This window comes from Desulfovibrio intestinalis, from assembly GCF_014202345.1.
Classification (GTDB): Bacteria; Desulfobacterota; Desulfovibrionia; order Desulfovibrionales; family Desulfovibrionaceae; genus Desulfovibrio; species Desulfovibrio intestinalis.
Genome location: NZ_JACHGO010000003.1, coordinates 152,039 through 174,099, shown reverse-complemented (window position 1 = coordinate 174,099; position 22,061 = coordinate 152,039). Strand labels below are relative to the sequence as shown.

Here is a 22,061-nt window from a genome sequence, read left to right as displayed (position 1 = left end):
ACAAGGATACAGATATGAACAAAGCGGCGAACGCTTACTTTCAGACCAAGGTTGGCACCACGGATCAGGGGCAGCTTTTGCTCATGCTCTATGACGGCGCCCTTAAATACATTCAACAGGCGCGCACCAAAATGCTTGCCAAAGATTTTGCCGGCAAGGGCATCATGATTTCAAAGGTCATTGATATAGTTAACGAACTTGCCGCATCTCTGAATATGGACAAAGGCGGCAGTTTGGCGGTTAACCTCAATAACCTCTATCTGCTCTGCACCGCCCGTTTGTTGCGCGCCAACCTCAAGATGGATGTGGAATCTCTGGACAGTGTAGAAACCATACTGTCTGGACTGCGTGGAGCCTACGCCCAGATAATAGAAACTCCAGAGGCGCGAAAAGTTGCGGCAGACATTGCAACCCGCATGCAGCCTACGGGATCGGTGACCAAAACTGCGCAGCCCATCATGCAGCACCAGGGCACAGCCGTGCCCCGTGCCCATGCACAGGCGGCCTACGGGCGTAACGCGATGATGCCGCCCCAGGCAATGAACGCCTCCGGTGCTGCCATGGTTGCAGCCGCAGCCGCCCCGCAGCCCAATCTGCCGGGCTATTCTCCGGCTCCGCCCCCGGTTCCGGCTGCGAGCCAGGCTACCATGCCCGCAGCGCCTGCTGCGCACAATGCCCCCTCTGCAACAGGTGCGGCTCCGGTGCAAACAGCCCCCCGAGCGCATGTGCAGGCCTTTGATCAGGCCATGAGTCAACCGCCCGCCGCACCCAGGGGTTTTACCCCGAGCAGGTTACCTGGAGCGTACGGCAAAGTGCCCCCACGCGGTTAATACGCACTGGCTTTGAAAATGTGTATTCTCAAATACAAAACAGAAGGCACATCACGGCAGATTTGAGCATTTTAACTTGTAAAAATTTAACTGCGCAAAATTCCGTTTGAAATACTTACCAGGTATGCGCGCACTACAAAAAAACACATTAAAATCCCCGCTTCTGAACTTCAGAAGCGGGGATTTTCAATTTTTTATGATCTACAGCTGTTTCATAAATATTTTTTTGATCCGGCATCATGCAAATAACCGTTAACATACGTAAAATATATTAAAAACTGCTTCAAAAAAATATGCAGCCAACGTTGTCAGAAGCTGCCTTCGCCATGTCGGCTGTCTACACCCGCATAGTGCAATTTCAATTTTCCGTAGCCCGTATAATTGCCTTTATTTCCGCCTGCACAAAAATCAGAACCTTACCCGCAATTGTGAGCATGGTCACAGATTGCAAGGGGGTTTTGTGTTGTACACTGAACCTGTGCCCGCTACACTGCACCTGCATCCTCAAGGCAGCCGCACGTCTGCCCGGACACACCCCCCAGCCGGGAAAACAGGAGGCTTTATGACAAACCGACAGCACGACGCTCACTTCGACTCCTTTTCGAGCGAAGAGGCTTCACAGCACGCCACAGTGGCTGATGCCCTGTGCACGGGGCTGTTGAGCGCCCTTACGCCAAATGAAAGAGATGCGCTGTCCCGCCATGCGCGCCTGCAAACCTATGCTCCTGGCGTTGCCCTCTTTCAGGAAGGAGATGAAAACGCTGACGCCATGCTGGTGCTGTCCGGTCTGGTCAAGCTGTGCCGCCACAGCAGCCAGGGCAAGGAATGCGTATTGCACCTCGTGCATACCGGAAAATTTCTGGACGCTGGCGTGCTCTTTTATGAAGGGGGCCTCCCTATCTCGGCAGTGGCCCTGCAACCCACCACGGTTCTGAGCCTCAATCGCAGGGCTTTTTTGCATACGCTTGAAAATAATGCGCCTTTGGCCGTTAGTCTGTTGGGGGCCATGAGTCTGCGGCAGCGCCTGCTCATCACCAAAATCGCAGGATCACAAGGGCGCATATCTGTGGCAGGGCGTGTTGCCGCATGGCTCTTGCACCGCTCAAAAATGGAAAAAAGCGCCACGCTGCGACTGGGCGTCACTCAGGAAATACTGGCGCGCCTTATGGGCATCAGCCGCGAAAGCCTCAGCCGCGAGCTTTCGGCGCTTTCCTCAGCGGGCATCATTGACCACAAACGCCGCAGCATCACTCTTCTGGATCACGACGCTCTGGTACAACGCGCCCAAGGGTAACACAGCTTAATTTTGAGTATTTTTACTTGGCAGCGCTCCTTCGCTGGCCCGCCCAGACTCTGCCTGCGAGCCACAAGCACAGCCTGTTTACGCTGTTAAACACCGCAATATATGCTGTAGGTTTTGAAAATACATATTCGTAAAAATACTGTGCCCATAAGTGCAGATCGTCTATTGAGAATCGCATCTCCACAGGGCTACAGTTAACGATTACTTGGGTAAATGCGGTATGCTCTGGCAAAAGGCATATTCAATTTTAAATTGCAGGTACTGAAAAATGCTCCGGTCAATCAGAATAATACGCGATGCTACCCGTAAAATCGGCGCAAATGGCTTCACATACCGCCGCGCGGCCTGTCTTTTACAAAACGGGCTCAGGTAGAAACCATGCGAGCCTGTATCGTCTACTCATCCTGCACTGGCAATACCCGTAAAGTGGCGGAAGCCATGGCCGAAGCGTCCGGCCTGCCGTGCTATGCCTTGCGTCATGCCCCGGACCCGCAAGACTATGATTTGCTGGCTGTGGGCTTTTGGGTTCGCAAAGGCCTGCCCGACGCACGGGCCCAACGCTATATACAGAGCATTCATGGCAAAAACATCTTTTCTTTTGGCACTCTTGGCGCGTGGCCCCAGTCAGAACATGCCATGCGTTGCCAGCGCGCCGCCAGAGCGTTACTTGAAGAAGGCGGCAATACTGTGCTGGATGATTTTTTATGCCAGGGCAAGGTGAATCCCCAGGTTGTAGCGGCCTCGCAACGCAAGGGAACCCACCCGATGACCGCAGCCCGGCAAGAGCGGCTGCAAGAAGCCGCCCGCCATCCCGATGTAAACGATTTACAGGCGGCCAGCCAACGCTGGCTGAACTGCCTGACAGCGGCCCGCGCCGCCTTTCACCAATAAGGAGCTACTCATGCGCAGATCAAAAAGCGAATGTAACGAACCAGCCTTTTTTGACGAAGTATTCACCGCTGCCGACGAGCTGTTTCTCGCCATGCACGATGGTGATTATCCCTATGTGCTGCCCCTGAACTTTGTCCGTCAGGGGCAGGCTCTCTATCTTCACTGCGCCCTTGAAGGTCACAAGATGGACTGCATCCGGCAGAATCCCCGTGTGGCTTTTACCGTGGTTACGGATGTGACAATTCACCGCGAAAAATCCACCACCTATTTCAAGTCACTTTGCGGCAAGGGACAGGCCTGTATTGTTGAGGACGAAGCCGAAAAAGGCCGCGCCCTGGACGCCATTGCCCAGCGCTACGCCGCCCTGTGCCCACAACCAACCCCAACGGCCAGCATACAGCGCACAGCCGTTGTGCGCATAGACATAGAAGAATTGGTGGGCAAGCGTAGACTGCCTTCTGGAACAGCTTAAAAGGTGCCGTCACGAGCGCCGTTCCGGTTGTCTCTGCGTCGAACCTTACCCTTTGTTCCGGTCAGGCCCCCGAGGGCAACTCCCGTCATAAAAGGTCTGTTCCCCTGCAGTGACAAGGAAATGCAACTCGTGACGGCACCGTCCAGAGCAGATAACCTTTGAGATACACATATTCTCAAAGGTTACGAAGCGCCGGTTACTACGCCTGACCGCGCAAATGCGGACCGGGCTGTTGCAGCAGCGTTTACGCCTCTACGGCAGACGCTTGAGGGATGACAGCACGGCGGTAGAGGCAGCCCGGCAAATCGCAACGCACTGACGAATTATCATAACAATTTGTTTTTAAAGGAAGTCTGACATGGGCGGAACTTCCCGTCTTATCCCCTTGCCAAGTTTTCTGGCTTTCGTGCTGGCTGGCGCGCACTTCTGGCGTGCAGACTGGCCTTCACTGACCGTCGGCTGCGGCATAACGGCCCTGCTGGCCTGGACGCGGTTTGCCTGGGTGCGCCAACTATTGCTACTGACCCTGCCCCTGCTGGCTGCCCGCTGGATATGGACCACGGCGCAGTTCGTACAGATTCGGCAACTTTTGGAGCAGCCCTGGCAACGCCTTGCCGTCATCCTCTTGTCGGTTGCCCTGTTTACTGTTCTGACCGCCCTGCTTTTGCTCCGGCAAAAAACGCTTCAGTGGTATTGCCGCAAAGAAGACACAGCAAACGCGCAAACAGGGGCCATGATCGTATGTCTGGCCCTGCTGCTGCCCGTGTGGTTCATGAACCCGCAACTGCTGGTGCTGGAACGCTTCATTCCTCAGGGCGGCTTGGTACAGATCATACTGGCCGCCTTGTGGGCCGTACTGGCGGCAGGCTGGCTTGCCGGCCGTCAGCAGGCTCCCCGCGCCCGCATGCGCCTTTGGCGATTGTTCTCTCTGGTCTTTTTCGGCCAGTTGGTGTTGGGCCTTGCTGTTGAGAGCCGCTTTTTGCTCACAGGCAGTCTGCACTTGCCAGTGCCGGGCCTCATCGCGGCAGGGCCGATCTACCGGGGCGGCGGCTGGTTTATGCTTGGCCTTTTTGGCCTCTCTACCCTGCTTGTAGGCGCGGCCTGGTGCAGCCAGCTGTGCTACTTCGGCGTATGGGACGCCACAGCGGCGCAAAAATCCAAAAGCAGCCCGGCCCCGGTCTGGTTGCCCCGCCTGCGTCTGGCCATACTGGCCCTGACCTTGATCGCGGCCCTGGCACTGCGGTTTACGGGCGCGTCCACTGTAGCGGCCCTTTCATGCGGCCTTTTGCTCGGCTTGCTACTTCTGCCCTGCGCGCTCCTGATCAGCCGTGCCCGCGGGTATGCATCCTACTGCCGCGGCCTTTGCCCATTGGGCCTTCTGGGGCAATGGCTGGGGCGCATATCTCCCTGGCGCATACACCGCATTGGCCCGTGCTGCAGGTGCCACGCCTGTATCCGCGTATGCCGCCAAGGCGCAATGACTGAAAAAACGCTTGAAAGCGGCACACCCACAATGGCCTGCCATCTCTGCCGTGACTGCGCGAATGTATGCCCCAAGCAAGCTTTGGCAGTAACGTGGTTTGGGCGTGCATCAAGCGCGGCCTGGGCCGGAAGCGCTTTTACCGCCTTGCTGGCGGGCCTGCACGCGGCCTTTCTGTTCATGGCCCGCATCTGAACGCGGGAATGGTAAATAACAAGGATATGCAATGACACGCATTCTGAACCGCATTCGCACAAGCCAGGCTCAAGCCCGCGTGGGCTGGAATGAAATTTTCTGGGCGTGGTCGGGCAGTTGTCTTTCCATCGCCTGCCTTGCCCTGCTGGAAAAGGTCTGCGCGCAGGAGTGGAACCTGCCCCTGCTTATCGGTTCCTTCGGAGCGTCCGCCGTGCTGGCCTTCGGCGCGCCCCACAGCCCGTTGGCACAGCCGCGAAACCTTGTGGGTGGCCACGTTTTTTCCGCCTTTGTGGGGGTAAGCAGCCAGGCCATGCTGGGCGCAGAACCCGTGCTGGCTGCGGCTCTGGCCGTTTCCACCGCCATCGCCCTCATGCATATGACCCAGACCCTGCACCCTCCAGGTGGAGCCACGGCGCTTATTGCCGTTATTGGCGGCCCCGGCATTCACGACATGGGCTACTGGTATGTCTTGCTGCCCTGCGGCGCAGGAGCCGTATGTATGCTGGTGCTGGCCCTGGCCGCCAACAATCTTGCAGCCAGAAAAAAATATCCTGTTTTCTGGTGGTAAAGCATTCGTGTTTTGCCGTTGAACTACAAAATGCGTTTTCCGTTAAATAGCATCAGTAATACTGCCTCTGTAACAGAGGCGACCACACTTGCCACACCTCACCAAAAAGAGTAGCCATATATTTTTTCAGCATTTGGTGAGGTTGCAACACATGTCGAGCAATTCCCCCGCTTCCCCCCTGGCGGAGGGCCTGCGCCGCGCACTGCCCATTGTACTTGGGTACACGCCAGTGGGCTTCGCTTTTGGCGTTCTGGCAGTCAAAAACAACATTCCCCCGTCCCTGGCTGTGGCCATGTCCGTACTCATGTTTTCCGGGTCCGGCCAGTTTGTTTTTGCGGGCATGTGGGGCGCGGGCGCGGGCACGTTGTCCATTATGGCGGCAGTTTTTATAGTGAACCTGCGGTATTTGCTTCAATCAGCGGCGGAATCTCCATGGCTGGCAGGGCTGCCACAGTTTCAGCGCTTTTTGCTGGGCCTGGGCATCACGGACGAAACATTTGCCGTACACGTTACAGCCTTTCAAAACGGCTGGAAGCGCAATCTCACCACACTCTTTGTCTGCAATCAGACAACACAGCTCGCCTGGGTGGGCGGCTGCGCCATTGGCGCTTTTTGCGGCGAGCTTGTTACCGACGTCAAACCGCTCGGCCTGGATTACGCTCTCACGGCCATGTTTCTGGCCCTGCTGGTGCCGCAGTGCGTCAGCCGCCTGCATGTGCTGATCGCTCTCTTTACCATGACGCTTTCCATCGCCCTCAAGGTTTCGGGCATGAGCCAGTGGAACATCGCAGTGGCCACGGTGGCGGGCGCGAGCCTTGGCACGGCCCTGCTTTTGTACAGGGATAAAAAAGAAGCCGCGTATACCGGGCATAATAAAGCCAGCACGCCGCAATACGATCACACCGCTTCGAACGCAGACCAAAAGAATATTGAGCGGAACACGGCGCGGGATGAAAGCCAAAACAATTCAGGCATGCAGACCGAAACAGGCCGGATGACGGCAAATCCTGACGAGGCAAACTCATGACCGAAGCAGGCTGGCTCGATAACCACCTTGTTCTTATTTTGTGCATTGCGGGCAGCACCATCGTGACCCTGTTGCCTAAAATTCTGCCTGTGACCTTTCTGCGGGGCGACAATCTGCCCCCGGCACTGCGGCATTGGCTGTCATTCGTGCCGGTGGCCGTTATGGCCGCTCTGGTGGGTCCTGATGTTTTTATTTATGAAGGGCAGTTCAACCCCGGCCCGTCCAACCTCTTTCTTATGGCGGCCCTGCCCGCTCTTGTGGTGGCATGGTGGAGCAAAAATTACTTTCTGACCATTGTTGTGGGCATCGGGCTGGTGATACTGGCCCGCTACACGGGCCTGTACTGATGAACGCCAGCGGAACAAGCAACCCTTCGTCTGCGCAGCCTCCGGCTTTGCGCAAGCGCCGCAAGCCTGCCCCGGCTTTTGCCGCACCGCAGCACAGTGGCCGTCTGTTGGTTCGTCTGGCCCCTCATGACACCGCCATGTTTCGTTTTTTGCTCGAAGCCTATGACCACACAGCCTATTTTACAGTGCTGGAACCCAAAACTGCTTTGCTCAAAATTGTCTTTTCGCCGCACCTTGAAAAAGAAACGCGAACAGCTCTTGCCGAAATGGTCCAAAGTCTGCCCTTTAGCATTGAAGAGTGGCCCGTTGCCTGCCGCCCCCAGGAGTGCAAAAAGGCTTTGAGATAGCCGCGTTTTCTGTTATGACTGCCCTGTTGCGGGAGAACGGGCCCGGGGTGGCCCGGTCCCGTTTTTTCGCGCCCGCGCAGTGGGCGCTCCCTTGCACAATCCCCGGCAAACAGGCCGGTTATCAAGACGAAGGCGGACAAATGTCACCGACATACAAGAGAGTTTTGCTCAAACTGAGCGGCGAAGCCTTGGCGGGCACCAACAAAACTGGCATCAGCCCCGACACCGTGGCCGAAATCTGCCGTGAAATCGGCACGGTTCTCGCTATGGGCGTGGAGATGGCCCTGGTCATAGGCGGGGGCAATATCTTTCGCGGGCTTTCGGGTTCCGCCAAGGGTATGGAGCGCTCATCAGCCGACTATATGGGCATGCTGGCCACAGTGCTGAACGCTCTGGCCGTACAGGACATGCTGGAAAAGCAGGGCTATCCTACCCGCGTGCTTTCCGCCATCACCATGCAGGAAGTATGTGAACCCTTCATCCGCCGCCGTGCCCTGCGCCATATGGAAAAAGGCCGCGTGGTCATCTGCGCGGCAGGTACGGGCAATCCCTACTTCACCACCGACACCACGGCAGTGCTGCGCGGCATGGAACTGAAGTGCGATGCCATCATCAAGGCCACCAAGGTGGACGGCATCTATGACAAAGACCCTGCCAAGTATAGCGACGCCGTAAAATTTGAAACCATCACGTATGATGAAACCCTGGCCCGCCATCTTGGCGTTATGGACGCAACGGCCTTTGCCCTGGTACGCGACAACAATATACCCATCATTGTCTGCCGCATGTTCGGCGGCGACATCAGGCGTGCCGTCATGGGCGAACCCGTGGGCACCATAGTACGCAACGACTAGGCTTGCCGATCATAACAGGCTTATCTAGCAGTAAAAAATCTGCTGTCACGCAGCAATTGCTCCGCCACATTTTGCCCCGCAGGAGCCTTTCAATGAAAGACGCGGTGCAATGGTTGAAATGCCACAGAATATTCAGCGGCGTGGATGTGTAACCGTTCGTGCCGCAATGTCTGACATTTCAAAAGTCAGACGTACAGATCTTTCGCAAAGGGAGGCGCAGCGCCATCCCCACAGGAACAGGCCGCAGGCCGCAGCCCCAAGGAGAATATTTATGGATATCGACAGCATCCTTTTTGATGCCGAAGAACGCATGGAAAAAGCCCTTGCCGCTCTTGACCGCGAGTTTACCAAACTGCGTACGGGACGCGCCACCACCGCACTTGTGGACGGCATCAAGGCCGACTACTATGGTACCCCCACCCCCATCAGCCAGATGGCCTCGGTTGCCGTGCCCGACAGCCGCACCCTGACCATTCAGCCCTGGGACAAGGGCGGCATCGCCCTGATTGAAAAGGCCATTCTGAAGTCAGATCTGGGGCTTACCCCGGTTAACGACGGCAAGGTCATTCGCATTGTCATGCCCCCCCTTACCGAGGAACGCCGCAAGGAACTTGGCAAAGTGGCCCGCAAGTACAGCGAAGATGGCAAGGTGGCCGTGCGCAACGTACGCCGCGACGCCAACGACAGCCTGAAAAAGCTGGAAAAAGACAAGACCATTACCGAAGACGATCAGAAGCGCGCTACCGAAGACGTGCAGAAGCTCACGGACAAGTACGTGGCTGATGTGGACAAAAAATGCGCCGCCAAAGAAAAGGAAATTATGGAAATCTAGCCGTGAGCGGAAGTTTCCGCCACGGGCCGCCGCCTGCCACGCCCGAAAGGGCTCGGCAGGCGCGGCGCTGCCAGCCCGCGCGCATCTGGTTTGCAGACGTGCATCGGGCAAAACAACACCGCAGGGACACTTTTTGTACAGGCTGAAAGCATGACGCAACAAAGCACGCCCCCATCCGTCCAGCCCATAGCCAGAAATTCCGATACGGATCCCGAGCCTCAGGCCGGGCCGCAAACGGAACTTTCGCTGGAGCAGTTGCCCGTCCATCTTGCCATTATTATGGACGGCAACGGACGTTGGGCGCAGGCCCGCAACCTCCCGCGCGAGGCTGGACACAAGGCGGGCGCCGAAGCCGTGCGCGCGGTGGTGACAGAGTGCCGCAGAATAGGCATTCGCTACCTGACGCTCTACACCTTTTCCAGCGAAAACTGGAACCGCCCCAAAACGGAAATCAGCGCCCTGTTCACCCTGCTGCTTGATTTTTTGCGTCAGGAACTGCCCCGTCTTGAAGAGCAAGGCATTGCCCTCAAGGTGCTGGGCAATCTGGACGGTCTGCCCCTGGCGCAACGCACGGCTTTACGCCACGCCATAAAGCGCACCGCTGCCGGGCCGCATATGACTCTGAATCTGGCTCTCAATTATGGCTCACGGGCAGAGCTGATCCGCGCGGTTCAGTCTTTTCTGCGTGAAGGCGCACGCCCCGAGGACGTTACCGAGGAAAGCCTGGCCCAACGCCTCTACACAGCCGGACAACCCGACCCGGACCTGCTCATCCGCACCAGCGGCGAGCAACGCCTGAGCAACTATCTGCTTTACCAGTGCGCCTACAGTGAATTGTATTTCACCCCCACGCCCTGGCCCGACTTTGACGCCACGCAATTGCGTATGGCACTGGAAGCCTATGCCGCGCGATCGCGCCGTTTCGGCAAAACACAGGAGCAAATTGATGCCCATTGAACCCACCGCCAATCCCATCGACATCCGCCGCATTATAACAGGCGTGGCTCTTGCCGCAGTGCTGTTGCTGGTGCTCTGGCTGCGGGGCTGGCCCCTGCTGTTCGTCATTCTGCTGGTTTCCGCTCTGGGACTTTGGGAGTTTTTTTCACTGTTCTGGGGGCCCACCGGGCGCATTCCCAGCCGTGTTTGCGCCATTGCGCTGGGGTGGGGCATGCTGAGCCTTACCTGGATGCACCGGCCGCAAGACGCCCTTGTGTTTCTAGGCGCGGGTTTCGTGCTCTCAGCCATGAGCTTTCTCTTCAGGTGGGATGTGCTTGAAGAGGAAAACGCCTTTGTTTCCAGCGGCATTTTTATGGCAGGCCTGGCCTATGTGCCCCTGCTGCTGCTGCCGGCAACCTATCTTTCCACCACCAAGCTCATCTTTGTCATTGCTGCCGTTGCCGTGTCAGACACCGCAGCCTATTTCGTGGGCACACGCTTTGGGCACCACAAACTGTGGCCCCGCGTAAGCCCCAAAAAAAGCTCCGAAGGCGCGGTGGGCAGCCTTGTGGCCTGCGTTATATTCTGCGCCATTTACGGCGAAGTGTATGGCAAAACTGGCTGGTTTTCCTTTGCGCTTCTGGGTATCGCGGTCAACGCCTTTGCCCAGGTGGGCGACCTTTTTGAATCCGCTCTCAAGCGCTCGGTCAATGTAAAGGATTCAGGCCATCTGCTGCCCGGGCATGGCGGCGTTCTGGACAGGGCTGACAGTCTGCTGTTCGCCATGCCGATGGTGGCTGTTGTAGACCAGTGGTTTTTCTTCTTTTAAACGTCTTTGCCTGCGAGACTGCCCTTTCATGAATGGCCTTGGCCGCATTGAACGGCAGTCTCGCCCGGCTTTGCCAGCTCTAGCGGTATATGTTCGCCTTGGGGAAATGAAGCTGCCTTTCAGTTAAATGCCTCAAAACCTGCTGCCTCCCGCTGACGCGGCATGCCAGTACGAATATCTTGCCAGCCCCGCTGGAGCCGCAATAAAATTTGGCTTCCGGCGTGGGGCGAACAGTACTCTGAGGCGGCCCATAAACAGGGCCGCTTGAGTTTTCCAAGAGCAGACTTATTTTATTCACTGGTGCAAGCCGCCTGCCCATGCCCGCAGGATACAAACACGGCGATAACCCACAGGATGCAGACATGGCAGAACTCTGGCCGGGTCAAGGCGGCCCATCCACAGACTATATTTCCGGCTCGCCAAGCGCCACATGGAGCAACACTTGGCCGCGTGGTCTGGTAATACTCGGATCAACGGGCTCCATCGGACGCAGCGCCCTGGCCGTGGTTGAAAGCCATCCAGAAGCTTTTCGTATTGAAGGTCTGGCCTGCGCCCGGCAGGTGGAACGCCTGGCCGAACAGGCCGCCCGCTGGCGTCCGTCCCATCTGGCAGTGCTGGATGAAGAAGCCGCCGCCAGGTTGAAGCCCCTTCTGCCGCAGGGCTATGCGCCCACGATTTTAATAGGCCGTGAAGGCTATGCCCAACTGGCCGCCCTGCCCGAGGCTGGCACAGTACTTTCCGCCCAGGTGGGCGCAGCCGGACTGGACGGCACCCTGGCCGCCGCCCTGGCAGGCAAGGTCATTTGCCTTGCCAACAAGGAATCGCTGGTTCTGGCGGGCGACCTGGTGCGACGCGTCTGCGCCAGCACCGGAGCCGTCATTCTGCCCGTGGATTCTGAACACAATGCCATATTTCAGTGCCTGGCCGGACGCGGGCAGGAAGTAAGCCGCCTTATCCTTACGGCCAGCGGCGGGCCCTTTCGGGGGCGCAGCCGTGAAGACCTGCGCAACATAACCCCGGCGCAGGCGCTCAAGCATCCCAACTGGAGCATGGGCGCGAAAATTAGCATCGACTCCGCAACTCTTATGAACAAAGGCCTTGAAGTTATTGAGGCCTATCATTTGTATGGGGTGCCCGCCGAGCGCATCAAGGTGCTTGTACACCCGCAGTCGGTGATCCATTCGCTGGTGGAGTTTAAAGACGGAACCCAGCTTGCCCAGCTTGGCACGGCAGATATGCGCCTTGCCATTGCCAGCTGCCTGCTCTGGCCCCGCTGCCTGCCTGTTGGCGTGCCGCCCCTTGACCTTACGGCCACGGCTCTGACCTTTCACGAACCGGACACCGGCGTTTTTCCCTGTCTTGATCTGGCGCGCCAGTCTCTTGCCCAGCGCGGAGGCCGCTGCGTTGTTTTGAACGCGGCCAACGAGGCCGCTGTAGAGCTTTTCCTTGAAGGCGGCTGTGCCTTCCTTGACATTCCCCGGCTGATAGAAGCCGCTCTTAAGGCGCACGACGCCAGCGAGCCCGGCCATCAGTCTTTCTGTGCCCCGTTGAAGCAGGACGCGCCCGTGGCTTCTGACCACATGGCCGCCCTGAAAAACGAGGCCCATACCCTGGCGGAGCGCCTCACGCGCCTTGACCGCCAGAGCCGCGAGCTTGTACGCAATCTCGCCCGCGACGGAGAACCCGCATGCTGATTACCGTTATAGCTGTATCCCTTGTTCTTGGCGGCCTTATCTTTTTCCACGAGCTGGGGCATTTTGCCGTGGCCCGTAGCCTGGGCATGGGTGTTTCCACCTTTTCCCTCGGCTTTGGTCCCAAGATTCTCAAGCACAAATGGGGCAAGACGGAATATGCCCTGTCCCTGGTTCCTCTGGGCGGCTATGTCGCTCTGGTTGGCGAACAGGATGACAGCGAACTGCCCGAAGGCTTCACCAAAGAAGAAAGCTTTTCCTTGCGCCCTGCCTGGCAGCGCCTGCTTGTCGTCGCAGCCGGGCCTGTGGCCAACATGCTGTTGGCCTGGCTTTTGTGCTGGATACTGGCCTTTGGCTGGGGCACGCCCCAACTGCTGCCCCAGGTGGGAGGTCTGGTGGAAAACGGCCCTGCGGCCAAGGCTGGCGTACAGGCCGGCGACACCATCGTGAGCATTGACGGTCAGGCCATTAATGACTGGGGAGACATGACCCACGCCATTGCCCGCAGCGACGGTCAGCCACTCAGCATTGTTCTGCAACGTCCGGCCAAGATTGCCGCTACGGCCCCCGAAGGCGGGTCTCAGGCAGATCACGACACCGCCCCCGTGGATTCCGCTGGAGTGGCATCAGGTCATGGCAACGCGCCAGCCACCATGCTGACGGTTGAAATCACCCCCGAAATGTCTGTGCGCAAAACCATTTTTGGCGAAGATGAAAAAGCCTGGCTTGTGGGCATTCGCAATACAGGCGCGGTGCGGCTTGTGGAACACGGATTCTGGGGTTCGGCCAGTGCCGGAGCGGCCCAGGCTTCCGACATGCTTGCCCTCACATGGAAAAGTTTTGTAAAGCTTATAGAAAGGGTGGTTCCTCTTGATCAGGTGGGTGGCCCCATCATGATCATGCAGATGGTGAGCAAACAGGCTCATGAAGGTATTGCGGGAGTGCTGGCCCTGGCGGCGCTCATCAGCATCAACCTTGGGGTACTGAACCTCCTGCCCATCCCCGTGCTTGACGGCGGCCAGATCGTCTTTTGCCTGTGGGAAATGATCTTCCGCCGCCCCATCAACGCCAGGGTGCAGGAATACGCCATGCGGGCTGGTCTGGCCCTGCTGGTTGGCCTCATGCTGCTGGCCACCTACAATGACATCTGGCGCATCGTAAAGGGTGCGGGCTGGTTTGGGAGCGGGTCATGAGCGCATACTCCACCGGACTTGAGCTTATTCTCAATGCGGCTGAAGGCGTACTGCAGATTGTCGTTACCGACGACGAAAAGCCGCTTTGCTCCCAGCAGTGGCACAGAGCCGACCGCGCCACTGAAATTCTGGCTCCGGCGCTGGAAAACCTTTGCGCCGCACTGGACATAAAGCCCAACAGCTTTCGGCGCATGGCCTGCGTGCGCGGCCCCGGTTCCTTCACAGGCATACGCCTTGTGCTGGCAACAGCTGCGGCCCTGCGCAGAACAGGAAATGCCCAGGTGGCCGGGCTTGATTACATGCAAGCCCTTGCCACTACAGCAGTGCTGCGTGCCCAGCTTCTTTTCGGCACAACCATCTGGGTGCTCACCCATGCCCGACGCAACCTTGTGCACTGCCAGTCTTTTCTGTCATACGGGCCGATGATTCCTGCGCAGGCACTGGCCCCTGTGGACCTTTGCACCCCGCAAGAAGCCCTGGATCGCATCTTGGCCAGCCGCACGGCCCCCCTGCCCGCAGGAGTGCCCGAAGGCAGCCGCGTCGTATGGGTCTGCGGCAGCGGTCTTGAACGCAATGCCGCTGTTTTCAGCCCGCTGGATCTTCTGCGCCCGTCGCCAGACGGCACACAGCACCAAACCGATGGCGGCGCCCCGGTCACGACACTTGATGATCTCACAATTCCTGATATCAACGCCCTTTGCCTACTGGCCCGGCATGGTGATTATGCCGATGCGGACATAGAACCTCTTTATGTGCGCCCCTGCGATGCGGTGGAAAATCTGGCCCAATTGGCACCGCGTCTGGGCCTCACAGGCGAAGAGGCCACCACAACGCTGGAGCACATGCTGCAGCGCCCGCCCAAAAGCGACATCTAGCTCTTCCGATTTAGAACATTGTTACGTTAAACCGCCTTATGGGGAGGGGTCCTTTTGCCAAAGGGTCTCCGCCCCAACATCCCCTCCAAAAACTCCTGTTTTTATTCCTGTAAATTTCAGGAAGTTTCTTCATTTGAAGCGGGCATTTCACATACAAGGGGTTCAGACGTTACCCTGCTTCAGGCAAATCTGCACTTAAATTACAAGTAGTTATATAATTGCTATTTTACAGTTCAAGCCTGTCTGCGCCAGGCCTTTGCTCTTTGGCGAGATGGACGGTAAAAATCGCACGCAAGCGCGACGCAAACCATCAGCCGCGCACTTTCTTTGAATGTAAACCTGAGATTGCGGCCATCTTTTGATGGCATCATTTCAAAAAATCCACATAATTAGATGAAATATTAATGTATTCATAAAAACAGCGTTGCTTCATCGGCCAGTACCATACCAACATACCCCACCAGTTTGTTTTGTTGCCCGGTTGATGGTTCGGGTAGTTAGCCCGGTGCCATTTTATTAAAGCAGCATGCGGAACCATCCTGTTGCACGTGGCCCGCTTTACCAGAAAAAGTTAGGTATTTAGCCGTTCGGATTTCAACCCGTTTTGGGCGTCAATCGGATCTCCTAATTTCAACCGTATAGACGATAAATTAACCCGATATTGTCTTTTTAGTGTTTCTCTAGAAAAATATTGCTGCTAACTGTGTGTAATAAAAAATATTATCAGTTTGACACAGAAGTTTTTATTGCGGTATATTCTCCGCACCAAGAAAAGGCATCCCCTGACAGAGGCTGACAGGTTCAGTGCGCAAGGCGCATTTACCGTCATTGGAGGGTCTCCAGGGTCAGGACCACGGGCGTGGTCCGTTCGCACCGCGAACAGCCTCGAACAGTAACCAAGGAATGATCATGAAGTATTCACGCTGGCCTTCCATGCTGGCTGTTGCGGTTGCATGTATGTTGTTGACCGCCCCCATGAAAGCCGACGCGGCTTCAGCAAGCTCTCCTTCTGCCAATATCTCTTCCAGCTCTTCCTCGACTGACGCGTCAAAAGCTTCACGGAAATCCGAGTCGCGCTCTGCCAAGTCTGAGAAGTCGCAGAAATCTAAAAGTTCCGGCAAATCAGAAAAATCAGCAGTATCTGGCAAATCGTCCAAATCTGAGAAATCGTCCAAGTCTGCCAAAAGCAGCAAATCCTCAAAGTCTTCAAAAAAAGACCAGCAGGTTTCTGAGAACAGCACCGACAGCCGCGACATCTGGCTCAAGCGCGCTCAGGAAAGTGAAGTTTTCACGGGCAAAGCCTCCTGGTACGGACGCGATTTCCACGGCGGCTCCACTGCCAGTGGCCTCAACTACGACATGTATACCTTTACTGCCGCTCACCGCACCCTGCCTATGGGCACTGTTGTGCGCGTGACCGATCAGGAAAATGGCAAGAGTGTCATGGTTTGCGTAACGGACCGTGGCCCCTTTGTGCGCGGACGTATCATCGACCTTTCCTTTGCAGCCGCCCAGCAGCTCGATCTTAGCAGACGCGGCGTGGGCAAGGTAGAACTGGAAGTGGTCAGCGATGAAAGCGGCACGCCGCTGCATGCCGATCAGGCCTACTATGTGCGCTACAATGCGGCTATGGGCGATGAACGCATTGGCCCCTTCCGGGCATTTGCTGACGCCGCGGCCATGCATGAAGCCTTGCGCCAGGCTCACCCCGAAGCAGAAGTTGTGCTGGACCAATCCCGTTAGCGCAGCCTGACATAAAGGATGTAGCGCCAACGGCGCTCAGCTTGGCCCACCGACGCAATGCGGCCAGGATTCAGCCCAAAACCAAGTTTTGGATGGATGCCGACGGTGGATGAAAAACATCAACGCCAATCTGCTCCGGTACGGCTAACTTCGGCCCAACATTTTTTGGCATTGACGCGGCACAGCTCTGCCATTTCAGGGGGCAAACCTCTTCGGCCCATTTTTGACCGACGCCCCAAAAAACCAGAATAGCCCGCGTTTGCCAGCATACTTCTACGGCCCGCCCTGCATTGCAGGAGGCGGGCCGTATTTTATCTTTCATTCCAGCAGGCAACCCTTCGGAAAAGCAGAAGAACAATCATAACGAATGTTTTTTCCTAACCTCCTTGCCCCGCTTACCTTTCTTCGTTATTCAGGTGTCAGCGCACCTGCGCATAAAGAAGGATGTCATGGGTTTCTTTTTCAGTCTGCTGTCGTCGGCCACCTTCGGACTCATCCCCCTTTTCAGCCTGCCTCTCATGGCTCAGGGGCTGTCTCCCGCCACGGTGCTTTTTTACCGTTTTTTTATCGCCACCATAGTTCTGGGAATACTGCTTTTGCTGCGCGGCGAGCGCTTTCACACATCAGGCCGCAACTTGCTCAAACTGGCGGGCATGAGCCTCATGTATTCACTGGCTGCCCTGCTTTTCATGCAGGCTTTCAAGCATTTGCCCAGTGGTGTTGTGGCCACGCTGCACTTTTCCTATCCGGTCATGGTCATGCTCATCATGATAGCGTTTTTTCATGAGCGCTTCTCTACTGTCACAGCCATAGCCATTACTCTTGCCATTGCCGGGGTATATCTGCTGGGCAATGGCGAAGCCACAGGGGCCAACGGGGCGGGATTTGCAGGCATGAGCATGCTTGGCCTTACGCTGGCCCTTGTGTCGGCCTTGTGCAATTCGCTGTACATCACAAGCATCTATACTGCTGGCCTTACCAATATCACGGGCCTGATGCTGACCTTTTACGTTATGGCCTTTGGCGCGCTGTGTTCCCTGATCAATTCACTGGCTACCAATAGTTTCCAATTGCTGACCAGTTGGCGCGAATTGCTGTTAGCCGTGCTGCTGGCGTTGGTCACAGCAGTGCTTTCCAACTTCACCCTTATTCTGGCAGTGCAGCGCATTGGCTCAACCCTTGCCTCGGTTCTGGGTGTTATGGAACCCGTCACCGCTGTTATTGTAGGCATACTGGTTTTCAACGAACCGTTCAGCCTGCCTCTGGTTATGGGTATTGCTCTTATTGGTTCTTCCGTGGTGTTAATCATGCTGGGTGAGCATATTCGCCAGCTGATGACCAAACGGAAGGCCGCAAAACAAACCGGGGCTTCTTCAGATAAAACAGATTAACTTTGGGAACATATATTCTCAGAGGTTACGCCACGCCCGTTACGGCGTGTAACAGCGCAAATAACTGACGCAAACAAATTGCGCTTACACCTCCAACGGCGGGCGTCTGCTTACGCAACGACCTGAGCTCTTGAAAGGTAAAATGCCCTAGGGGGCTATTTCTAAATAATTCTTTTGCCCAACTGGCTGCGTCAAAAGGCTGTTTTTCGGCGCGTTACTACAAAACGAAGCCGCCTCCGGCATTCAAGGGTGTTCCCTGAATGCCAGAGGCGGCCATGCATACTTCAATAGTCTCGCAATATCAGACCAAGCCCGCCGTCTTTGCTTCTTCAAACCAGTTGCCAAAACTTTCCAGCGCCCGAGCCGAATAAAGGGCTTTGCGGTCTTTTTTGCGCGCTCTTTCTCCCAATTCCGGCATAAGGCCAAAATGGGCGTTGGACGGCTGAAACCGCTTCACTGGGGTGCTCAGGTGGTTGAGCAAAGCGCCAAGGGCGCTTTCAACCGGGGGCCGGGGCAAAGCAATGCCACGAGCACGCGCGTCCAGCAGCATGGCCAGCCACAATCCGCTGGCTGCGGATTCCACATAGCCCTCCACCCCGGTGATCTGCCCGGCAAGATAAACCCCCGGCATGGCCTTGAGCGACAGGTCTTCCGCCAGAATCTGCGGCGCATTCACATAAGTATTGCGGTGCATGCTGCCAAAACGCGCAAATTCCACATTCTCCAACCCAGGCACCAGACGGAACACACGCCCCTGCTCGCCCTGGGTCAGTTTTGTCTGGCAGCCCACAAGATTGCATGTGTCGCTGTTGGCATTTTCGGCGCGCAACTGCAAAATGGCCCAAGGGCGCCGCCCTGTACGCGGATCAACAAAGCCCACTGGCTTCAGAGGTCCAAAGGTCAATGTGCGGGGGCCACGCTCAGCCAGGGCTTCCACAGGCATGCAGCCTTCAAAATGCTTTTCCTGCTCAAATTCATGAGCAGCCACTTTCTGCGCGTCCAACAAGGCCTGATAAAAAATATCGTATTCTTCCCGGCTCATCGGACAGTTCAGGTAGTCGCCCTCGCCTTCGGCGTCACCGCTTTCCTGCCCATAGCGGGAAGCGCGAAAAACCACATCCATATTCAACGAATGCGTCCAGACAATGGGCGCAATGGCGTCATAGAAATAGCAGTGCTTCTCGCCCAGCACGCTGGCCAAAGAGGCTGAAAGCCCCTCTGAAGCCATAGGCCCAGCAGCCAGAATGATGGCGCGGCCTTCACCCTTGAAGGGTTCCAAGACCGCATCATCCAGAGACTGTACCTGATGGCGCACAAGGCGAATATTGCCCTCGGCCTCCACCATCTGGCTCATACGGCGGGCAAAGGCTTCGCGGTCAACGGCAAGGGCCTTGCCCGCTGGCACGCGGCAAGCGTCGGCAGCTTCCATAAAGCGGCTGCCCAAAGCGCGCATTTCAGCCTTGAGCAAGCCCACACCGGAAGTAACTTCGTCCGACCGCAATGAGTTGGAACATACCAGCTCCGCCAGGTCATCATTGACATGAGCCTGTGAGCGGTGATGGGGTTTCTGCTCAAACAGCACAACTTCATGTCCGCTGCGGGCCAACCGCAGGGCGCATTCACAACCAGCCAGGCCGCCCCCCACCAGGGCTATGGACAATTTCTGCATATGATCTCCTCTGCACGGCAGCTTCTTAGAAAACCCGATTTATGGCAAGTGCCGAGCAACTTGCTGCAACAACGGAACTTCTTGCACCAACCTGCGCGCAATTCGCAAAAAACTACACACGTAGATTATTTTTTTCACACAGGCAACTGCTCTTCCCTTTGATAGGCAAAAAACGTATTATTAAACGATTAGTCTAATGCAGGAAGATTCATGGCCAAACCGTCAAGCACATTCACAACTATCATCTGCATAGCGATGTTTCTCATCGCATTGCTCATAGTCGTGCGCGAATACACCTCGGAAACGACCGGGCATTTGTCGCAGGACATCACCACCCGGTTGGCCGAAGTAAGCCGCCGGGTTGCCGACGACTTTGACCGCAATATCGATAGTCAGCTCATTGAGCTACAGAATATCACCAGTTTTATGGCGCAGGAAGACTGCAGGCAGTTTAAAAAATGCGTTCTTTACTATGCGCCCCTGCTGCGTGCGGCAGGCCTTAAAAAATTCGCCCTTGTCGACCTGGATGGCAAAGGTTTTTGCTCAGACAAGGGCGAGGCATTTGACCTGACGAGCACTGGAAAAGAAGAACTGTTCTACCATGCGCTCAGTGGTTCCGCCGGCTTTGCCGCCATTTCCGACGGCAAGGGAAGCAAGATTGCCGTTGCCATTCCTCTTAGCCGAAATGGCAAGGTAGTGAGCATTCTTCTGGGCGAACTTGAAGACAGGGTCATGAAGAAAAACCTTGTCACCAGAGCGTTTGGCGACAGAACCTGCAATATGGTTTTTGACGACAAGGGCCGCATGCTGTTCTGGGCCGTTCCCCCAGGCAATGACATTGAAAAAGTGTTTCCGCAGATGGAAGAAAAAGGCTTGCCTCCGCCGCTGCGCGAATATCTGAAGACCGTATTCTCCGACACGCAAAGTCAGACAAGCCGGTTCATCAAAGACGACAAGCACGCCTACTACCTGACACACATTCCCCTTGAAAAATATGGCTGGCAAATTGTTTCCCTGTTGCCAGAAGAAGTCGTGAGCCACCTGGTGGACAGGCAGAACGCCATCACCTCCACATTGGCGTGGCGTATGTCTGTACTGGCCGGGCTGGTGCTGCTTTTCATCATTTTCATTCTGCAACGCTACAACCGTACCATCCGTCGCCAGCAGGAAGACTACCGCTCAATTATTTCAAGCATCTCTGGCGGCGTTATTAAGTTTGCCGGCCTGCACGGCAACTTTCAATTTATCAGCCCCAATTTTCTCAAAATGCTTGGCTACCGCAAGGAAGAATTCCTGCAGCGGTTTGGCATGAGCTTTGCCCATTCCATCTTTGAGGCGGATCGGGAAAGTGCGTTACGCACCATGCAGCAACAGCTGGATTCTGGCATTCCCATTGACGTGGAATACCGTACCCGCGCCAAAAACGGCAACCTCATCTGGCTGTACCACAAAGGTTCACTGGTGCAGGCCGGGCCGGGGCAAACCTATATCCAGAGCATTGTTTTCGACAGTACCCATAACAAGGAAGCCGCCCAAGCCAAGCGTATTTCCGACGAGCGCTACCAGTTTATTCTGGAGCAGCACGACATTATCATTTTCGAACAAAATCTCATAAGCGGCCATTTTTCCTGCTCCGCACGCTGGATCCAGACTTTTGGCAAGGTATTCAACATCCTTGAGCCGGATACGGACCTGAGTCTTATTCCTGTTCATGTGGACGACAGGGAACTGCTGGAAGATTTTCAGAAAAACGTCCATCACAATTTGCATGAAAGTAAGCTTTTTGTTGAATTGCGTTTGCGCGACACCAGCGGCCTGTACCACTGGTACCGCATCGAGGCGTCCAACCTCATCAGCGCTCAGGGCAAGCCCATATATATCATTGGCATTATTACCGACATCGACAAGCAGAAGCTGCTTGAACTGCGTCTGCGCACGCAGGCCACACGCGACAGCGCCACGGGCATGCACAACAAGCGCGCCACAGAACAGGCTATTTCACGTTTTCTTGGCATGCACAACAACCTCGGCCCTGACGTTTATGCAATGTTCATGATTGATTTTGATAATTTCAAAAGCATTAACGACAGGTTCGGTCATGCCGTGGGCGACAAGGCCATCTACCAGATGGCCCAGATAATCCGCCGCAACTTCCGCAGCACTGACATTGTAGGCCGTGTGGGCGGGGACGAATTTCTGGTTTTCTGCACAGAACCCATGCCCATGCAAAAGATACGTGAACGAGCCACAGTTCTTGTTCACCAACTGCACCTGCAATGCGGCAATCATGACGCAGAAGACGTGCCTCTGACCGCCAGCGTGGGCATTGCCTGCAACCCCAGTGACGGGCAAGACTTTACAGACCTGTACAAGCATGCCGACATGGCCACCTATGAGGCCAAGCGCCGTGGCCGCAACCAGTGCGTCTTTTATGCGGAACTGACCGTCAGCGAGCAGCAGAACGCCCGTGATTCGCTTTTGGCTGAAGAAAATAGAGACTGATGCCAACGGCGCTGCAACGCCCCGGCTCGCATGCTTTTTTCAAAATCACCGATTCTGCCAGCAATCAGAAAGGCCCGCTTGAAGCG

21 protein-coding genes are annotated in these 22,061 nt (G+C 56.1%); 19 read left to right on the top strand and 2 right to left on the bottom strand.

The window, feature by feature from the left end:
* Positions 1 to 14: 14 nt before the first annotated feature.
* The 16 genes from fliS (at position 15) to tsaB (ending at position 14,670) form a co-directional block, all read left to right on the top strand.
* Entirely contained in the window at positions 15 to 830 is an 816-nt protein-coding gene (fliS, locus tag HNQ38_RS05965) for a flagellar export chaperone FliS (protein WP_183718510.1), read from the top strand.
* 562 nt (positions 831 to 1,392) lie between these two features.
* The gene (locus HNQ38_RS05960; RefSeq protein ID WP_183718509.1) at positions 1,393 to 2,124 is read left to right on the top strand and encodes a Crp/Fnr family transcriptional regulator; all 732 of its coding nucleotides are present in this window, start codon (positions 1,393 to 1,395) and stop codon (positions 2,122 to 2,124) included.
* Positions 2,125 to 2,511: 387 nt separating this feature from the next.
* Entirely contained in the window at positions 2,512 to 3,024 is a 513-nt protein-coding gene (locus HNQ38_RS05955) for a flavodoxin family protein (protein ID WP_183718508.1), read from the top strand.
* Between the two features lie 10 nt (positions 3,025 to 3,034).
* Positions 3,035 to 3,496 (top strand): pyridoxamine 5'-phosphate oxidase family protein, encoded by a 462-nt coding sequence (locus tag HNQ38_RS05950; RefSeq protein WP_183718507.1) that lies wholly within the window; start codon positions 3,035 to 3,037, stop codon positions 3,494 to 3,496.
* 358 nt (positions 3,497 to 3,854) lie between these two features.
* A complete protein-coding gene (locus HNQ38_RS05945; RefSeq protein ID WP_183718506.1) occupies positions 3,855 to 5,171 on the top strand; it encodes a ferredoxin family protein in 1,317 nt (438 codons plus the stop codon).
* 31 nt (positions 5,172 to 5,202) lie between these two features.
* Entirely contained in the window at positions 5,203 to 5,739 is a 537-nt protein-coding gene (locus HNQ38_RS05940) for an HPP family protein (protein ID WP_183718505.1), read from the top strand.
* Positions 5,740 to 5,890: 151 nt separating this feature from the next.
* Positions 5,891 to 6,766, top strand: a complete 876-nt coding sequence (locus HNQ38_RS05935; protein WP_246388016.1) for an AzlC family ABC transporter permease — start codon at positions 5,891 to 5,893, stop codon at positions 6,764 to 6,766.
* On the top strand, positions 6,763 to 7,113 hold the full coding sequence (locus HNQ38_RS05930; protein ID WP_183718504.1) for an AzlD domain-containing protein: 351 nt from the start codon (positions 6,763 to 6,765) through the stop codon (positions 7,111 to 7,113). The genes HNQ38_RS05935 and HNQ38_RS05930 overlap by 4 nt, the downstream gene beginning before the upstream one ends.
* The gene (locus HNQ38_RS05925) at positions 7,113 to 7,460 is read left to right on the top strand and encodes a DUF4911 domain-containing protein (RefSeq protein WP_183718503.1); all 348 of its coding nucleotides are present in this window, start codon (positions 7,113 to 7,115) and stop codon (positions 7,458 to 7,460) included. The genes HNQ38_RS05930 and HNQ38_RS05925 overlap by 1 nt, the downstream gene beginning before the upstream one ends.
* Before the next feature lie 140 nt (positions 7,461 to 7,600).
* The gene (pyrH, locus tag HNQ38_RS05920; protein WP_183718502.1) at positions 7,601 to 8,314 is read left to right on the top strand and encodes a UMP kinase; all 714 of its coding nucleotides are present in this window, start codon (positions 7,601 to 7,603) and stop codon (positions 8,312 to 8,314) included.
* A 271-nt stretch (positions 8,315 to 8,585) separates the two neighbouring features.
* Positions 8,586 to 9,146 (top strand): ribosome recycling factor, encoded by a 561-nt coding sequence (frr, locus tag HNQ38_RS05915; protein ID WP_183718501.1) that lies wholly within the window; start codon positions 8,586 to 8,588, stop codon positions 9,144 to 9,146.
* 150 nt (positions 9,147 to 9,296) lie between these two features.
* Complete coding sequence (gene uppS / locus HNQ38_RS05910; protein WP_281377812.1) at positions 9,297 to 10,103, top strand: undecaprenyl pyrophosphate synthase; 807 nt, start codon at positions 9,297 to 9,299, stop codon at positions 10,101 to 10,103.
* Positions 10,093 to 10,911: a phosphatidate cytidylyltransferase gene (locus HNQ38_RS05905; protein WP_183718500.1), complete on the top strand. Its 819-nt coding sequence runs from the start codon at positions 10,093 to 10,095 to the stop codon at positions 10,909 to 10,911. The genes uppS and HNQ38_RS05905 overlap by 11 nt, the downstream gene beginning before the upstream one ends.
* Positions 10,912 to 11,273: 362 nt before the next feature.
* Positions 11,274 to 12,605 (top strand): 1-deoxy-D-xylulose-5-phosphate reductoisomerase, encoded by a 1,332-nt coding sequence (dxr, locus tag HNQ38_RS05900; RefSeq protein WP_183718499.1) that lies wholly within the window; start codon positions 11,274 to 11,276, stop codon positions 12,603 to 12,605.
* A complete protein-coding gene (locus HNQ38_RS05895; protein ID WP_183718498.1) occupies positions 12,599 to 13,795 on the top strand; it encodes a M50 family metallopeptidase in 1,197 nt (398 codons plus the stop codon). The genes dxr and HNQ38_RS05895 overlap by 7 nt, the downstream gene beginning before the upstream one ends.
* Positions 13,792 to 14,670: a tRNA (adenosine(37)-N6)-threonylcarbamoyltransferase complex dimerization subunit type 1 TsaB gene (gene tsaB, locus HNQ38_RS05890; protein WP_183718497.1), complete on the top strand. Its 879-nt coding sequence runs from the start codon at positions 13,792 to 13,794 to the stop codon at positions 14,668 to 14,670. The genes HNQ38_RS05895 and tsaB overlap by 4 nt, the downstream gene beginning before the upstream one ends.
* A gap of 845 nt (positions 14,671 to 15,515) precedes the next feature.
* Here the strand turns inward: tsaB and HNQ38_RS14165 are convergent.
* The gene (locus tag HNQ38_RS14165; RefSeq protein ID WP_246388039.1) at positions 15,516 to 15,935 is read right to left on the bottom strand and encodes a hypothetical protein; all 420 of its coding nucleotides are present in this window, start codon (positions 15,933 to 15,935) and stop codon (positions 15,516 to 15,518) included.
* Between HNQ38_RS14165 and HNQ38_RS14160 the strand changes: the two genes are divergently transcribed.
* Together HNQ38_RS14160 and HNQ38_RS05880 are read left to right on the top strand one after the other, a co-directional pair.
* The gene (locus tag HNQ38_RS14160; RefSeq protein ID WP_343060120.1) at positions 15,925 to 16,413 is read left to right on the top strand and encodes a septal ring lytic transglycosylase RlpA family protein; all 489 of its coding nucleotides are present in this window, start codon (positions 15,925 to 15,927) and stop codon (positions 16,411 to 16,413) included. The genes HNQ38_RS14165 and HNQ38_RS14160 overlap by 11 nt on opposite strands.
* Before the next feature lie 449 nt (positions 16,414 to 16,862).
* Positions 16,863 to 17,804 carry an EamA family transporter gene (locus HNQ38_RS05880; RefSeq protein ID WP_183718495.1) on the top strand — a complete coding sequence of 314 codons (942 nt, stop codon included), beginning with the start codon at positions 16,863 to 16,865 and terminating at the stop codon, positions 17,802 to 17,804.
* A 301-nt stretch (positions 17,805 to 18,105) separates the two neighbouring features.
* Here HNQ38_RS05880 and trmFO read toward each other — a convergent pair whose 3' ends face one another.
* Positions 18,106 to 19,473, bottom strand: coding sequence for a methylenetetrahydrofolate--tRNA-(uracil(54)-C(5))-methyltransferase (FADH(2)-oxidizing) TrmFO (gene trmFO, locus HNQ38_RS05875; RefSeq protein WP_183718494.1), 1,368 nt, complete (start codon positions 19,471 to 19,473; stop codon positions 18,106 to 18,108).
* A 210-nt stretch (positions 19,474 to 19,683) separates the two neighbouring features.
* Here trmFO and HNQ38_RS05870 point away from each other — a divergent pair, with 210 nt between their 5' ends.
* Positions 19,684 to 21,975: a sensor domain-containing diguanylate cyclase gene (locus tag HNQ38_RS05870; protein WP_183718493.1), complete on the top strand. Its 2,292-nt coding sequence runs from the start codon at positions 19,684 to 19,686 to the stop codon at positions 21,973 to 21,975.
* Positions 21,976 to 22,061 lie beyond the last annotated feature (86 nt).